This window comes from Snodgrassella alvi (genome assembly GCF_002777855.1).
GTDB classification, from domain to species: Bacteria; Pseudomonadota; Gammaproteobacteria; order Burkholderiales; family Neisseriaceae; genus Snodgrassella; species Snodgrassella alvi_E.
In genome coordinates this window covers 1-15,730 of the sequence record NZ_MEIK01000001.1, presented here as the reverse complement: position 1 = coordinate 15,730, position 15,730 = coordinate 1, and the positions used below count along the sequence as shown (strand labels likewise).

Sequence of the window (15,730 nt, the reverse complement as noted above, 5' to 3'; positions counted from 1 at the left end):
CCTGTACGGTCGGATAACGAATTTGCCACTACAGAAAGCGTACCATGAAAAAAATAATTTGCGGGCTGTTTTATCTGTGTCTGCTGGGTGGTTGCCATCAGCAAGCCGTGGATGCTGTGGAAGCTTCTGCTGCCAGCCAGCCGCGGCATATGCCGCTGGTAATCGACCCAGCGTTAACTACTTCTGTTGATCAGCAGCTGATGGCGTTGCAAAAAAAATTGCCACAGCAGCATAAGCAGATAAGGTTTAATGCAGCTGTACGCCATAATCACACGATTTATTATTCATATACAATGCTGGACGAAAAGCGTAACCGAGATAATTTTAATGTAGATTCTGTGAAAAAAGAGCTTATGCACAGCTGTCGTCAGCCTCTGACAAGACGAATGCTGTTGGGTGGATTTGATTTTGTTTATGTGTATACGTTTCAGGATCATTCACAGCAAAGCATCACTTTGTCTGGTAAAGATTGTCGCTAGTTCTACATTGCTGGCTAGGCTACAAAATAAGGGGGGGGGTATCAACCCCCCCCCTGTTGTTATATGGGTTATATGGGTGCGCCAGCTATTGTTTCAGGCGGGCAAATGCTGCGGCCATGGCATTATCTGTGATGCCGCTGTTATGTCCGGTTTTGTCTTGTTGTCTGCGTGGGCGGTCACTTCTGGATGCTGCTGGTTTGGTTTCGTCGTTTAGGCGCATGGATAAAGCAATGCGTTTACGTGCGACATCGACTTCGACAACTTTTACTTTTACCACATCGCCGGCTTTCACAACGTCACGCGGGTCGGCAACATAGCGGTTGGCCAGTGCTGAAACATGGACGAGACCGTCCTGATGTACGCCGATATCAACAAATGCACCGAATGCAGCTACGTTGCTTACTACACCTTCAAGTATCATGCCGCTTTTAAGGTCGGTTATGTCTTCAATACCGTCGGCAAAGGTGGCAGTCTGAAATTCGCCGCGTGGGTCGCGGCCAGGTTTTTCTAGCTCAGCAAGAATATCGTTGATGGTCGGCAGACCAACGTGGCTGTCGATATAATCGCTCGGTTTCAAGGTTTTGAGGACGCTGCGGTTGCCAATGAGTTCTTCGGCACGCAGGTGCGTGGTTTGGAGCATTTTGGCAACAATGGGATAGCTTTCTGGGTGCACGGCGCTTGCGTCAAGTGGTTCATCACCACCCTGAATTCTCAGAAAACCGGCTGCCTGTTCAAAAGTTTTGCTGCCCAGACGCGGTACGTTCATCAGAGTGCGACGATTTGCAAAGGCGCCATTCTGGTCGCGATAGGTGACAATATTCTGCGCCAGCGTGCTGTTGAGGCCAGAAATGTGCGCCAGCAATGCTACGGAAGCGGTGTTAACATCTACGCCAACGGCATTCACACAGTCTTCGACTACGGCATCCAGACTTCTGGCTAGCTGGGTCTGGTTCACATCATGCTGATACTGGCCCACACCGATTGATTTGGGGTCAATTTTCACCAATTCGGCCAGTGGGTCTTGTAGACGGCGGGCAATGGAAACGGCACCGCGCAGGCTAACATCCAGCTCAGGAAACTCTTTGGCAGCCAGTGCGGAAGCGGAATAGACAGAAGCCCCAGCTTCGGAGACGACAATTTTTTGTAGCTTGCGTTCGGGCAAGGCGCGAATCAGTTCGCCTGCTAATTTGTCGGTTTCGCGGCTGGCAGTGCCATTCCCAATAGCAATCAGTTGTACATGATGTTGCTTAACCAGTTGCATCAGGGTGTTGAGGGCACCATGCCAGTCGTTACGTGGCTGGTGGGGATAAATAGTGGTAGTTTCCAGTAGTTTGCCGGTATCATCTACTACCGCGACTTTAACGCCAGTACGGATACCGGGATCGAGGCCAATGGTGGTGAGGCGACCTGCCGGAGCTGCCAGCAATAAATCCTTAAGGTTTTGCGCAAATACGCTGATGGCAGCCTGGTCTGCATTTTCTTTTAGTCGGTTGAGTGCGTCCAATTCCAACGATAGGAAGATTTTGGCGCGCCAGCTCAGGCGTACGGTGTCGCGCAGCCAACGGTCGGCAGGGCGGCCATTGTCAGCGATACCAAATTGCTTGGCAATCAACTGTTCGTAAATACTTTGTTCGCCGACTGGTTTATCGTCCGGTTGATATTTTAGGTTTAGTGCCAGTATGCCTTCGTTGCGTCCGCGTAAAACAGCTAGTGCGCGGTGGCTGGGCATGCTGTGTATCGGTTCGTGGTGATTAAAATAATCTTTGAATTTTTCACCAGCGCTTTCCTGTCCTTCGAGTACGGTAGCGTGGATTTCACTTTCTCGCCACAGTTTATCGCGCAGGTGGCCAATTAGCGTAGCATCTTCGGCAAACTGCTCCATCAGTATAGCCCGCGCACCGTCTAGCGCAGCTTTGCTATCGGCTACATTTTCATTCAGATAGTTTTGCGCCTCTGTTTCTGGATTTAGCAGCGGCTGATTGAGCAAAGCTTCGGCCAGTGGTGCCAGTCCGTGTTCTCGCGCAATTTGTGCTTTGGTACGGCGTTTGGGTTTGTAGGGCAGATAAATATCTTCCAGCGCGGTTTTGTTATCTACTGCAGCAATACTTTGCCGCAGCTCATCAGTGAGTTTGCCTTGTTCTTCGATACTGGACAGGACGGTCTGCTTACGTTCCTGCAATTCGCGCAGGTACTGAAGGCGTTCGGCAAGGGTGCGCAATTGCGTATCATCTAGTCCTCCAGTGGCCTCTTTGCGGTAGCGGGCTACAAACGGTACAGTGGCACCATCATCCAGTAGGTCAATCGCAGCCTGAATTCGTGCCGCAGCTACATTCAGTTCGGCAGCAATTTTCTCAGTGATGTTCATAACAACCTATAGAGCAATAAAAATGCAAGCATAGCCGCCTGTTATGGCTTTGTCACCTGTTGCTGCTAGTTTGTATGGCAGCAGAATGGGTGATAAACGTAGATTGGTTTATCTGTAACAGCAGAAAAGGCTATTTGTCGCAGACAAATAGCCTTGAAACTTGCTTGTATAAACAGAATTAACTGGCAACAGGATAAGTGCCGGGTATCAGGATATCGGTATTAACTTTTTTTATATCGGTGTGGCCGGTAAAAGCCATGGTGGTATCTAATTCGTTGTAGATGATTTCGAGAGCGCGTCTCACGCCGTCTTCACCATATGCACCCAGACCATACAGAAAGGCACGGCCGATCAGTGTGCCTTTGGCGCCCATGGCTATGGCCTTGAGTACATCCTGACCTGTACGGATACCACTGTCTAGCCATACTTCAATGTCGTTGCCCACGGCAGAGATGATATTGGGTAAAGCGTGAATGGTAGACGGTGCGCCATCTAGCTGGCGACCACCATGATTAGATACCACGATTGCATCAGCACCGGATTTGACCGCCATTTCAGCATCTTCAGCATCCAGTATTCCTTTGATAATCAATTTGCCGCCCCATAAATTCTTGATTTCTTCAATGTCTTTCCAGCTTAGACGTGGATCGAATTGTTCACTTGTCCATGAGGCCAGTGAAGACATGTCAGCGACGCCTTTACAGTGACCAACAATATTGCGGAAAGTGCGGCGTTGGGTATTAAGCATAGCCAGACACCATTCCGGTTTTGTGGCCAGATTAATCCAGTTGCGCAAGGTGGGTTTGGGTGGTGTAGATAGGCCATTTTTAATGTCTTTATGGCGCTGCCCCATTACCTGTAAATCAGCAGTAACAACCAGAGCAGAGCAATTGGCAGCCTGAGCACGGCGAATAAGGTCGCGCATAAATTCGCGGTCGCGCATTACATACAATTGAAACCAGAAAGGAGTGCTGGTGTTTTCTGCTACATCTTCGATGGAGCAGACGGACATAGTAGATAGAGTGAAAGGAACTCCGAATTTTTCAGCAGCGCGCGCCGCCAGAATTTCTCCGTCGGCATGCTGCATACCAGTCAGGCCAGTAGGAGCGATTGCAACCGGCATTTTCACCTTTTGCCCTACCATGGTAGTTTCCAGTGTACGGCCGGTCATATCAGTTAGTACACGCTGACGCAGCTTAATCGGCTGAAAATCGGTGGTATTGGCATGATAGGTAGTTTCTGTCCATGAACCAGTATCGGCGTAGTCGTAAAACATTTTTGGTACTTTGCGCTTGGCCACTATGCGCAAATCTTCGATACAGGTTATTTTGCTTAATTTATTTTGCATGTAGATACCTAATTTTCAATTTTTGGTAAATGTAATTTTAACTGGACAATATAAACTTATACATCAGTTCTAACGTAATGTAATTATTGTCCTGAATTTTCGCCTGAATCTTACAGACTGAACACCAGTAATTTACAAACCGACAACACGGGACAGCTTATAAATCATAAACATAATCAGAATCAGCAGACAGCTAATGCCTGCCAGCATAGTCCACGGGCCCCAGCGCTGAGAACGTCCGCAAAATCCGGCTGTTAAAATGGCACAGCAAACGCCCAGCAGGATAAGCAAAATATAAAAGTTCATCTTTTACTCCGGTAGAAATATATTTATAGTCAATAATTAATGTACTTATTGTAACGGCCGTTTCACATACATGTCTGTTTTTTTTACAATCACGCAGGGTATTTGCTAGGTTAACCAAAATCTGAAGAGTAAAGCAACATTTTGTTAGTAGCCAGAACGTATGCCTGCATACTTAATTTATACTCCTCTTAATATCCAAATTCAGCTTATAAGCAATATTATTCTCAGTAAAAAGACTTTCTCCTCCTGACGCGCCTAAAATAAAACCCCGCTAACAAGCGGGGTTTTATTTTAAAGAAAAAACTTAGTCTTTTTTCTCTTTATCTTTTACTTCTTCAAATTCAGCATCAACAACATCATCGTTACCTTTGCTTTGAGCCTGATCTGCTTGTACTCCTGACTGTTGGCTTTCTGCCTGAGCCTGAGCATACATCATTTCGCCCAGCTTCTGGCTGGCTGCACCCAGTGCTTCTGATTTAGCATCAATTGCGGCTTTGTCTTCACCTTTAACAGCTTCTTCAGCTTCCTTGATGGCTGCTTCGATTTTTTCTTTTTCAGCTGCATCAAGTTTATCACCGTATTCGCTCAAAGATTTCTGCACGGAGTGAATCAGAGCTTCGGCCTGATTGCGACTGCTTACCAATTCAGCCAGTTTGCGGTCTTCTTCTGCATTGGCCTCTGCATCTTTTACCATGCGTTCGATTTCTTCTTCGCTCAAACCAGAAGAAGCTTGAATAGTAATGTTAGCTTCTTTACCTGTACCTTTATCTTTGGCAGAAACATGCAAAATGCCGTTGGCATCGATATCGAAAGTCACTTCTACTTGTGGCACACCGCGTGGAGCCGGCGGAATGTCGCCCAGATTAAACTGTCCCAGACTCTTATTAGCAGAAGCACGTTCACGTTCACCCTGCAACACATGAATGGTTACAGCACTTTGATTATCTTCAGCAGTAGAGAATGTCTGAGTTGCTTTGGTCGGAATAGTGGTGTTTTTGTTGATGAGCTTGGTCATCACACCGCCCATGGTTTCGATACCCAAAGACAGCGGGGTTACGTCCAGCAGCAATACGTCACTGCGGTCACCGGCCAGTACTGCCCCTTGAATGGCTGCACCAACAGCCACTGCTTCATCAGGGTTAACGTCGCGACGTGGTTCTTTACCAAAGAAATCTTTTACAGCCTCCTGTACTTTTGGCATGCGGCTCTGACCACCTACCAAAATCACATCGTTAATGTCGTTCACACTTAAACCGGCATCCTTGATGGCAGTACGGCAAGGTTCGATAGAACGGGTAATCAGATCTTCAACCAGACTTTCAAATTTGGCACGGGTGATTTTCATGGCCAGATGTTTCGGGCCAGTCGCATCCATGGTGATGTAAGGCAGGTTGATTTCAGTTTGTTGTCCACTGGAAAGTTCAATTTTGGCTTTTTCAGCGGCTTCTTTCAGACGTTGCAATGCCATTACATCATTTTTCAGGTCGATACCCTGATCTTTTTTGAATTCATCGATGATGTAGTTAATCAGACGTTGATCGAAATCTTCTCCACCAAGGAAGGTATCGCCATTGGTAGCCAATACTTCAAACTGTTTGTCGCCATCAATTTCGGCAATTTCAATAATAGAAATATCGAAAGTACCGCCACCCAAGTCGTAAACGGCAATTTTACGGTCGCCTTTTTCGCCTTTGTCCATACCAAAGGCCAGAGCAGCAGCTGTAGGTTCGTTGATAATGCGTTTTACATCCAGACCAGCAATACGGCCGGCATCCTTGGTAGCCTGACGCTGACTGTCGTTAAAATAGGCTGGCACAGTGATAACAGCTTCAGTAACCTTTTCACCGAGATAATCTTCGGCTGCTTTTTTCATTTTACGCAGTACTTCAGCAGAAACCTGCGGAGGAGACAGTTTTTCACCATGTGCTTCCACCCATGCATCGTTGTTATTGGCTTTAACAATCTGGAACGGCATGGATTTGATATCGCGCTGTACTTCAGCATCGTCGAATTTACGTCCAATCAGACGTTTTACTGCATAAATAGTATTTTTAGGGTTGGTGACTGCCTGACGTTTGGCAGGTGCACCAACCAGAATTTCATTGTCGTCCAGATAAGCCACAATAGAAGGTGTGGTACGTGCACCTTCCGCATTTTCAATTACTTTTGTCTGGCCACCTTCTGAAATGGCAACACATGAGTTGGTCGTACCCAAATCAATACCGATTACTTTTGCCATATTTAAAATCTCCTAATTATTTAATTTCGTGATTTGCAGCATAATCTTACAGTTGCAAATAGGCAGTATGAAACCACCGTTATACTATTGCTAATGAATCGTAAATGGGTATACCTGATACGATTTCAAGCATAGTTTTGCAAATTTTATCCAAATAATTGCTCCCCTAATGTCTGCTTTAATATCAATAGCGTTTGCTTACATGGTTGTATGTTATATTCATTCAGGCTTAAACAGTAAAATCATCCTGCTTTTGTCAATACCGTCTGATACTAATTTGCGCTATGTCAGACGGTGTTTTTCAATATGAGTTTACAATCACTCAAGACATTAATGATTTCTGTCTGGCTGTATCTATTTCTTCATGATTAGGAGTAAGTTGTATGCCTGTCAAAATTGGGTTCAAGCCCATTCCCGCTGCCGTAGCGCTGTTAATCGGCCTGATAGTCTGGTTTGCCATTCCGGTACCAGAAGGGGTTTCTCCTCAAGCTTGGCATTTGCTGGCTATGTTTGTTGGCGTGATTGCAGCTATTATCGGCAAAGCTATGCCTATTGGTGCGCTGTCTATTATCGCTATTATGCTGGTAGCCGTAACCGGTGTTACTGCAGACACACCCAGCAAAGCCATGAATGATGCTTTAAGCAGCTTTGGTAATCCACTTATCTGGCTGATTGGCGTAGCAATCATGATTTCTCGTGGTTTGCTGAAAACTGGTTTGGGCGCTCGTGTTGGCTACCTGTTTATCGGCTTGTGGGGTAAACGTACCCTGGGTGTGGCCTATAGTCTGGCAGTGGTGGAACTATTATTGGCTCCAGTAACTCCCAGTAATACAGCCCGTGGTGGTGGTATCATTCACCCAATCATGAAATCTATAGCATCCAGCTATGATTCAGACCCTGAAAAGGGCACCGAAAAACGCATGGGTAAATTTCTGGCATTGGTAAATTACCACGCTAATCCCATCAGTTCAATTATGTTTATTACCGCTACAGCACCCAATCCTTTGATTGTGGATCTGGTAGCCAAAGCCACCAACAGCGATATTCATCTTTCTTGGGGTACTTGGGCGCTGGCCATGCTGGTACCCGGTTTAGTAGCGATGTTCTTGATGCCGCTGATTATCTACTGGTTGTATCCGCCTGAAATCAAGCACACTCCGAATGCAGTGGCTTTTGCCAAAGAGCGTTTGAAAGAACAGGGGCCGATGACACGTGATGAAAAAATCATGCTGGGTATTTTTGCGGTATTGCTGATTCTGTGGGCAGGTATTCCGGCCATGCTGTTTGGTAAATCCTTTGCAGTAGATCCGACTACCACCGCGTTTATCGGTTTGTCACTTCTTCTTTTAACCGGCGTATTGAGCTGGGACGACATCCTGAAAGAAAAAAGTGCGTGGGATACCATCACTTGGTTTGCTGCATTGGTGATGATGGCAACGTTCCTGAATAAACTAGGACTGATTACTTGGTTCTCAGGTGTACTAGAAAGCAGTATTGGTAGTCTGGGTATGGGCTGGATGGGTGCCTGTGCACTATTATTACTGGCGTATATGTATGCACATTATATGTTTGCCAGCACCACAGCACATATCACCGCTATGTTTGCCGCCTTCTACTCAGCGGGTCTGGCGTTGGGTGCGCCGCCCATGCTGTTTGCGCTGATGATGGCTGCTGCTTCTAGCATTATGATGACCCTGACTCATTACGCTACCGGTACCTCACCTGTAGTATTCGGTTCCGGCTTTGTGACCTTGGGTGAATGGTGGAAAGTTGGTTTCATCATGAGCGTGATTGAACTTGCTATCTTCGTTGTAATTGGCGGAGTTTGGTGGAAAGTTTTGGGTTACTATTAATTTATTATCTTCACAGAAGCAGGCTGCCAAAAGGTTTGGCAGCCTATTTTATTGTTTGAAATCAAATTTAATGCGTCAATTCAGAAATTCGCTTGTTAATATCGTTTGAATTCGGTTATGATGCAGTGCCTTAAGGGAGTAGTTTCACAGGTGACATCTCCAATACCTGTGGTTACGATCAACATATTTGCAGCATTTGCTGTATGGTCGTAACGTCTGACCAGATGGTGGATTAACGAGACTTGAGACAGGATAAAACTGCAATGGCGGGCGTTTTATCGTGTCTTTTGTCTATGCCCGCCTACGGTATCTCAATAATGATTCATGCTTTTCTTTCTTCCGTTGTTCCTGTTGCTTTGGCTGAGATTGGCGATAAAACTCAATTACTGACATTATTTTTGGCTACCCGCTTTGCGCGTAAATATGCCATTATTGCTGGTATGTTATGTGCCACATTACTCAATCATGTTGTTTCAGCATGGTTTGGTGTAGAAGTCGCACGCTTTTTTACCCCGCAGTTAATGGGCTGGGTAGTCGGTATCAGTTTCCTAGTCGTGGGATTGTGGCTATTAAAACCAGATAAGGATGATGGTGTAGATACCCGATTCATGCGCTACGGGCCGTTTGTGGCTACATCTGTTTTGTTTTTTCTGGCTGAAGTAGGGGATAAAACCCAAATTGCTACCATATTGCTGGCAGCGCAGTATCGGGATTTATTTTCTGTAGTTATGGGCAGTACAGCAGGCTTATTGTTGGCAAATGTTCCAGTGATATTTTTTGGTAATTGGCTCATGCAACGTTTGCCCTTAAACCGCATCCGCATAGGTGCCTGCGTCTTGTTCTGTCTATTAGGGATTGCTACACTCATTCAGACATACTTAAACTAAATATCATAAATGTTCAGACAGATTAATTCCTTCAATCCAGTGCCAAACATAAAATGCAAAAACAAATAACAAGATGTGAATGGGTCAACGCTGATCCACTATATCAACAATACCATGATAATGAATGGGGGCAGGCGCAGAAAGACGGCCAGAAATTGTTTGAAAAAATCTGTCTAGAAGGCCAGCAAGCCGGACTATCATGGATAACGGTATTAAAAAAACGTGCTGAATACCGGCGTTGCTTTTATGATTTCAATCCGCAAAAAATTATTACCATCAATGATATTGAGCCATTACTCCGAAATCCGGGACTGATACGCCATCCGGGCAAATTACAGGCAATTATCCATAATGCGCATGCCTATCTTTCCATGCAAGAACAGGGAGAAGATTTTGCTAATTTTATCTGGTCGTTTGTCAATCATCAGCCGATTATCAATCATTATTCGCATTTATCCGAAGTGCCAACTCAGACAAAAATAAGTACGGCCATGTCAAAAGCGCTGAAAAAACGCGGTTTTAGTTTTGTCGGTCCCACCACTTGTTATGCATTTATGCAATCAATGGGACTAGTTAATGATCATCTGCAAGGCTGTTTTTGCGCCCAACATTAAAAAACGCTACTCAAATACATTATCAAACAACAGAAAGCACCAGATTTCACCACAACAGGAAACACGATAATTATGTTTTTGGTATAATAAAATTAAAGGAAGCAAAAAATACATCAATAATTTATCACAAAATTATATCCAGATACCATACAGGTATAATTTGGAATTAAATACCAAAAGCAGAATAAATGTGATACAAACTTGTTTAGGGTGTTTGATTCAGATTAGACGCAATGAGCCTTAGTCATGCAAAATAAGTGCAAACTCAGCCTCCATCTCAGTTTAGGCATACTATTGTCAACATATTTAAATCTAGCTTGGGCCGAAGATAATTCAACTGCCAATGTTGCCGCTAGCGAACCGACACAAGTGACATGGTATGCATGTCCATTGGCCAATAACCATGTCAGTTACACAACTAAACCTTTAGACGTGCACTGCCAGATAGCCAAACATCCGCCTACCGATGGTGACAATTTAAAAAAATATTCATTAGAAAATCAGAATGCACCTGGTTTAGAACAGTTACAGCGGTTATGGTACAGCGCTGAATTCGGACGTGATGGCGACCTAATGAAAACCCCGCCAGCTCCTAAAATCGGCATTCTACTGCGTCAGCAAATGCCGAAGTCAGAAGCATCACCTAAAATCAAAAATAACCAATCTACCGTCCCAGCCAAAATAATCATCGTACCCAAGCCAACACCAAAACAGCTTGTACAACGTGATATCGTCAGTGAACAGCGGGCGCTGGCTGCTGCACAACAGCAACTGCGTCAAGCGCAAAAACAAGGTATCGCTGTTCAGATTCAGCGTTGGCAGCAGAATGTTAATGATAGGCAGGCCAATATCCGCGTACTCAGGCAGGAATTAAACCGGTATTAAATATCACTGATTACAAAATAGCAAAAACAATCGTAGAAAATTATCAAACCTGAAGCCAGAAAGTTACCGGTCCATCATTTATTAAAGAGACCTGCATATTGGCTGCAAAAATACCGTTTTCAGTAGAAATCTTTCTTTGACACAATTCAACGAAATAATTATACAAGCGTTCCGCTGCAGCCGGCGCAGCACCTTTAGTAAAGCTAGGTCTGGTGCCTTTTTTAGTATCTGCAGCCAGTGTAAATTGTGATACCACCAATACTTGCCCGTCTATCTGCCTAACATTCAGATTCATTTTATTATCCTGATCACTGAAAACACGATAACCAAGTACCTTATCGCAAAGACGTTCAGCCTTTTGTGCATCGTCTTCCTGTTCAACACCTAATAAAATCAGTAATCCCTGTTTTATCTGACCAACTGTTTCGCCATTTACTTCCACATTAGCTTGCTTAACACGTTGTATTAAAGCAATCATTTACAATTCCTTTAAAATCTAAATGTCTCTTTCAAACGCATCAGGTTTATCTGCTAAAAAAAACATAGCTATAGACCAAATTATCCATTTTCGAAAAAGACTGATAATCAAACTGACTAATGAAAAAACGTCTGCTTAGACACAGACGTTTTTCAGAAAAGCGAAATATTAATCCACATCATGGATAAACTTTACGCCGGTTAACTGCGAAGACAAGATAGCTGACTTGATAATACGTAAAGCCTTAGGCCGGACAAAATTTCGACGCGAAGCCAGTACCACTCTTCGCTCAGGTGTCGGTTTTGAAAACGGAATAATACTGAATAATAAATGATCATTATCCGTTAAAGCAGTCGCTGGCATCACACTGATACCCAAACCGCTGGCCACCATATGCCGGATGGTATTAATAGAGCTGCCCTGAATACTGTTCGATAGTCCCAGAATTTTCTGGCGCGAAGCCAGTTCCTGACAACTATCCAGCACATTATCACGCATACAGTTACCCTCAGTCAGCAGCAACACCCGTTCCTCACCCAGCTGTTTCGGCGTTACCTCGTCCAAATGCTCAAATGCATGACCCTTAGGTACAATAACAAAAAAGGGTTCATCATAAAGCGGTATCGTTTGCAAACCGTTTTCCTGAAACGGTTCTGCAACAACAATCGCATCCAGATCGCCTCGCTTAAGCGATTCTTTTAAAACATCCGTATAATTTTCATCCAGCTGTAAAGGCATTTCTGGCGCCAGCTGACGTAGAGATAAAATCAGCTTTGGCAGCAAATAGGGAGCAATAGTGAATATCAGCCCTAGCTTGAAAATTCCTTCAAGCTCACTTTGCTCCTGATTGGCCATCAACTTAATGCGGTCAGCCTCCTCAAGCACACGGCGAGCCTGAAGCACAATGCGCTGACCAGCATCAGTTGTCATTACCTCATTACTGCTGCGGTCAAATAAAGTCAGCCCCAGCTCTTCTTCCAGTTTCTTAATTGCAATAGATAAAGTAGGCTGGCTCACAAAACATCGCTGGGCAGCACGCCCAAAATGTTTTTCCTGAGCAACAGCCACAATATAGCGCAATTCAGTCAGCGTCATTCACTGGCCTTTTTCTTTCCTGTTTCCGGTAAAGTAATATTAAGTGCCAAGACATCCATACCATCTTTCTTTTCTTGAGAAATATGAATATCGTCTAAAGAAACATGGACATACTTTGAAAGTACTTGCAACAGTTCCTTTTGCAGCGTAGGCAAATAATCCGGAGTCTGAGTAGCGCGTTCCTGCGCAATAATAATCTGCAAACGGTCACGCGCTGTCTGAGCGGATTGCTGCTTTTTGCCAAAAAGAAAATCCATTATAGACATGTCTTAACCTCCGAACAGGCGCTTGAGAAAGCCTTTTTTCTCAGCATCCACAAAACGGATTGGACGGTCTTCACCCAGCAGGCGCGCAACAACATCTTTATAAGCTTCCGCTACTACCGAATTTTCCTGCAAAATTACCGGCGTGCCAGAATTAGAAGCCTGCAACACGTTCTGGGATTCTGGAATCACACCAATCAGTGGAATACGTAAAATATCCTGAATATCTTGTACAGACAGCATCTCACCTTTGTCTACACGTTCAGGTGAATAGCGCGTAATCAGCAAATGTTCTTTTACCGGTTCACTGTTGGTTTCAGCTCGTCTGGATTTGCTCGACAAAATACCCAGAATACGGTCGGAATCGCGTACACTGGAGATTTCTGGGTTAGTGGTCACAATTGCCTCATCCGCAAAATACAAGGCCATCAACGCACCTTGCTCAATGCCTGCCGGTGAATCACAAACCACATATTCGAAACCCATCTTCGTCGTTAAATCCTTCAGCACCTTTTCCACCCCATCTCGGGTCAGTGCATCTTTATCACGAGTTTGCGAAGCAGGTAACACATAAAGATTATCACAGTGTTTATCCTTGATTAATGCCTGATTCAGCGTAGCTTCATCCTGAATAACATTAATTAGGTCATACACCACTCGGCGCTCACAACCCATAATCAAATCCAGATTACGCAAACCCACATCAAAATCAATTACCGCAGTTTTATGACCGGCTAAAGCCAGACCAGTTGCAATACTGGCACTGGTCGTGGTTTTACCCACGCCACCCTTACCTGACGTCACCACAATAATCTTTGCCACAATTAAATTCCTTTTGTTATATAAACGAATCTACAAAACATTCACAAATCAGCCACACACCGATGCGTGTTCCTGAATTAACTAATGCGCCTGAATCGCACTCAGTACCAGCCGGTCATTTTGCAGGAAAATCTGTACCGGATGGCGATCAAGATGCGCCGGCAACTGCTGGTCAAAAATACGATAAATACCGGCCACAGATACCAGCTCAGCTTGCATAGACTGAGCAAAAATACGTGTTTCCTTATTCCCTGCAGCACCGGCCAGAGCTCGTCCGCGTAGAGGACCATAAATATGAATATTGCCGTCAGCAATGATTTCCGCCCCTTCACTGACCAAACCCAGAACAATCAAATCTGATTTTTCCGCATATACTTGCTGACCAGTTCTTATGGTGCGATCAATGACCAACGTAGGCAGAGCACTTGCAGCAACTGAAGAATTATTTTTGTCATTAACTTCGGCAGAAGGCTGATCCAGCGCATCAGCCACAGCTTTAACCCTATTGTTAGCCTGTTCTTCCGGTAAAATACTGAAAGCTATATTATGTTGTTTGGCTAAACTGACCCAGGCTGCATCAGAATGACGGATAGCAATAATACGCAAATGATAACGTGAAAACAGTGCCACAATTTTAGCCAAGTCCAGTGTTGCCGGATTGGCAAGATTGTGCAGATCAAGTGTAAAAGGCATATTACGCAAATTACCAAAACGCTCTGCACGTTGCTTCAATTCATGGTTAATCAAAGTCAGATCATCCGTCAGCAACTGTACCGACAAAGTATCTAGACGCGCGGATTTCACATTAAAAGCTGGTTTCATTAACGTGTTTGCCCAAAAAATTATGATTAGAATAAAGAGTAAGTACCGAAGTGTACCGTTTTGGTTAAGCGGCTTCAATTACAACTCATATCCTTCAGCAAAATAATTACCTAATCAACCCTATAAAACCCATAATGACCAATATCTCCACCATCCAACCACAACTCAATATGTCATCCCAACTGCGTGTAAATATCATCGGTACCGGTAAAGTAGCCTCCAGCCTCGCCATCATCTGGCATCAGAGCAAACAAATAAATATACAGGCAGCATGGAACCGCAGCTTCATCACAGCGCAAAATCTTAAAAACCATATACCTTCTATTCAACTATGCAAAGAATTGAACAATCTACCGCCAGCTGATATTTATGTTATAGGTGTCAGCGATCAGGCTATCGAAAAAATAAGCTGGCAAATTCAACAAAATCATTGCCTAACACGCAATTCATTAGTTATTCATCTAAGCGGTGCATTAGACAGCAAAATATTAAAATCAAACCAAAATAAAGTACTGGCAGGCTCCCTGCATCCGGTATTTCCTTTTGCCTCAATCGAAATAGCCTTAAATCAATTAGCCGGACACATGTGCGCCATAGAAGGCGATAAAGTTGCTTTACCTATACTGCAACAACTGGCTCAGGCTGCAAAATTAAATAGCTTTATTATTGATGCAAACCAGAAAAGCCGCTATCACACCGCACTATCAGCCAGTGCCAATTTTCTAGTTACCCTAAATGCATATGCACGTAATATACTTACTTCTTTGTCTATACCGAAAAGCCTAGCTGAACAACTCGTAAACCAGCTCATGCAGCAAAATCTAAACCAACTACAAACAATGGTTCTGGAAGAAGCCCTTACAGGGCCAATAAAACGTGGCGATAGCACCACAATCGCAAAACATTGGCAGGCATTAAACACAACAGAGCAGGAGATATATAGCGTACTCGCCAAGCAGACATTAAATTTGACCAAATTAAGCCAAGACAAGCGTCAGCAAATATTACAAATCATCTCACCAACGCAAACGAAGCAAGATTAAGAGTCATAAGAAGTGGAAATATAGAGTGTAATAATTATAGAAGGTCCAAACGGAGCAGATGACGCTAAAAAATAAAACTTATTAAAACAGCGATTTGGTGGATTGGACAAAAATAAGCGGAGGAAGTAGTTGACAGGGTGTATGCAGGGGCGTATAGTTCGCCTTCTTCGCTGAGACGCGAGCCGAAACGAACGAAACAGTTTAAAGTAGAACGCAGTCGAAAGCAACGCT

At 44.3% G+C, this 15,730-nt stretch carries 15 protein-coding genes; 6 read left to right on the top strand and 9 right to left on the bottom strand.

What is annotated here, in order from left to right:
• Positions 1 to 44: 44 nt before the first annotated feature.
• Complete coding sequence (locus BHC43_RS00070) at positions 45 to 479, top strand: hypothetical protein (protein WP_100156101.1); 435 nt, start codon at positions 45 to 47, stop codon at positions 477 to 479.
• Positions 480 to 564: 85 nt separating this feature from the next.
• Here the strand turns inward: BHC43_RS00070 and BHC43_RS00065 are convergent, their stop codons facing one another.
• The 4 genes from BHC43_RS00065 to dnaK all read right to left on the bottom strand — a co-directional run bounded on the left by BHC43_RS00065 (position 565) and on the right by dnaK (position 6,737).
• The gene (locus BHC43_RS00065; RefSeq protein ID WP_100156100.1) at positions 565 to 2,844 is read right to left on the bottom strand and encodes a Tex family protein; all 2,280 of its coding nucleotides are present in this window, start codon (positions 2,842 to 2,844) and stop codon (positions 565 to 567) included.
• A 178-nt stretch (positions 2,845 to 3,022) separates the two neighbouring features.
• Positions 3,023 to 4,192, bottom strand: coding sequence for an alpha-hydroxy acid oxidase (locus tag BHC43_RS00060; RefSeq protein ID WP_100140908.1), 1,170 nt, complete (start codon positions 4,190 to 4,192; stop codon positions 3,023 to 3,025).
• A 132-nt stretch (positions 4,193 to 4,324) separates the two neighbouring features.
• On the bottom strand, positions 4,325 to 4,498 hold the full coding sequence (locus tag BHC43_RS10620) for a hypothetical protein (protein WP_180295819.1): 174 nt from the start codon (positions 4,496 to 4,498) through the stop codon (positions 4,325 to 4,327).
• Positions 4,499 to 4,802: 304 nt separating this feature from the next.
• Positions 4,803 to 6,737: a molecular chaperone DnaK gene (gene dnaK, locus BHC43_RS00055; RefSeq protein ID WP_100156099.1), complete on the bottom strand. Its 1,935-nt coding sequence runs from the start codon at positions 6,735 to 6,737 to the stop codon at positions 4,803 to 4,805.
• Between the two features lie 395 nt (positions 6,738 to 7,132).
• Between dnaK and BHC43_RS00050 the strand changes: the two genes are divergently transcribed.
• From BHC43_RS00050 to BHC43_RS00035, 4 genes are all read left to right on the top strand, one after another.
• Positions 7,133 to 8,590 carry a DASS family sodium-coupled anion symporter gene (locus tag BHC43_RS00050; protein WP_100140921.1) on the top strand — a complete coding sequence of 486 codons (1,458 nt, stop codon included), beginning with the start codon at positions 7,133 to 7,135 and terminating at the stop codon, positions 8,588 to 8,590.
• A gap of 320 nt (positions 8,591 to 8,910) precedes the next feature.
• Positions 8,911 to 9,477: a TMEM165/GDT1 family protein gene (locus tag BHC43_RS00045; protein WP_100156117.1), complete on the top strand. Its 567-nt coding sequence runs from the start codon at positions 8,911 to 8,913 to the stop codon at positions 9,475 to 9,477.
• A 53-nt stretch (positions 9,478 to 9,530) separates the two neighbouring features.
• Complete coding sequence (locus tag BHC43_RS00040) at positions 9,531 to 10,091, top strand: DNA-3-methyladenine glycosylase I (protein WP_100156098.1); 561 nt, start codon at positions 9,531 to 9,533, stop codon at positions 10,089 to 10,091.
• 294 nt (positions 10,092 to 10,385) lie between these two features.
• A complete protein-coding gene (locus BHC43_RS00035; RefSeq protein ID WP_100156097.1) occupies positions 10,386 to 10,976 on the top strand; it encodes a hypothetical protein in 591 nt (196 codons plus the stop codon).
• A 43-nt stretch (positions 10,977 to 11,019) separates the two neighbouring features.
• Here the strand turns inward: BHC43_RS00035 and dtd are convergent, their stop codons facing one another.
• The 5 genes from dtd to minC form a co-directional block, all read right to left on the bottom strand.
• Positions 11,020 to 11,454: a D-aminoacyl-tRNA deacylase gene (dtd, locus tag BHC43_RS00030; RefSeq protein ID WP_100156096.1), complete on the bottom strand. Its 435-nt coding sequence runs from the start codon at positions 11,452 to 11,454 to the stop codon at positions 11,020 to 11,022.
• A gap of 168 nt (positions 11,455 to 11,622) precedes the next feature.
• Entirely contained in the window at positions 11,623 to 12,549 is a 927-nt protein-coding gene (locus BHC43_RS00025; RefSeq protein ID WP_100140913.1) for a hydrogen peroxide-inducible genes activator, read from the bottom strand.
• Entirely contained in the window at positions 12,546 to 12,815 is a 270-nt protein-coding gene (gene minE, locus BHC43_RS00020) for a cell division topological specificity factor MinE (RefSeq protein ID WP_100140914.1), read from the bottom strand. The genes BHC43_RS00025 and minE overlap by 4 nt, the downstream gene beginning before the upstream one ends.
• 3 nt (positions 12,816 to 12,818) lie before the next feature.
• Positions 12,819 to 13,634 (bottom strand): septum site-determining protein MinD, encoded by an 816-nt coding sequence (gene minD / locus BHC43_RS00015; RefSeq protein WP_100140915.1) that lies wholly within the window; start codon positions 13,632 to 13,634, stop codon positions 12,819 to 12,821.
• Positions 13,635 to 13,715: 81 nt separating this feature from the next.
• Positions 13,716 to 14,456: a septum site-determining protein MinC gene (gene minC / locus BHC43_RS00010; protein WP_100140916.1), complete on the bottom strand. Its 741-nt coding sequence runs from the start codon at positions 14,454 to 14,456 to the stop codon at positions 13,716 to 13,718.
• A gap of 134 nt (positions 14,457 to 14,590) precedes the next feature.
• Between minC and BHC43_RS00005 the strand changes: the two genes are divergently transcribed.
• Positions 14,591 to 15,499 (top strand): Rossmann-like and DUF2520 domain-containing protein, encoded by a 909-nt coding sequence (locus BHC43_RS00005; protein WP_100156095.1) that lies wholly within the window; start codon positions 14,591 to 14,593, stop codon positions 15,497 to 15,499.
• The last annotated feature ends 231 nt before the right edge of the window (positions 15,500 to 15,730 follow it).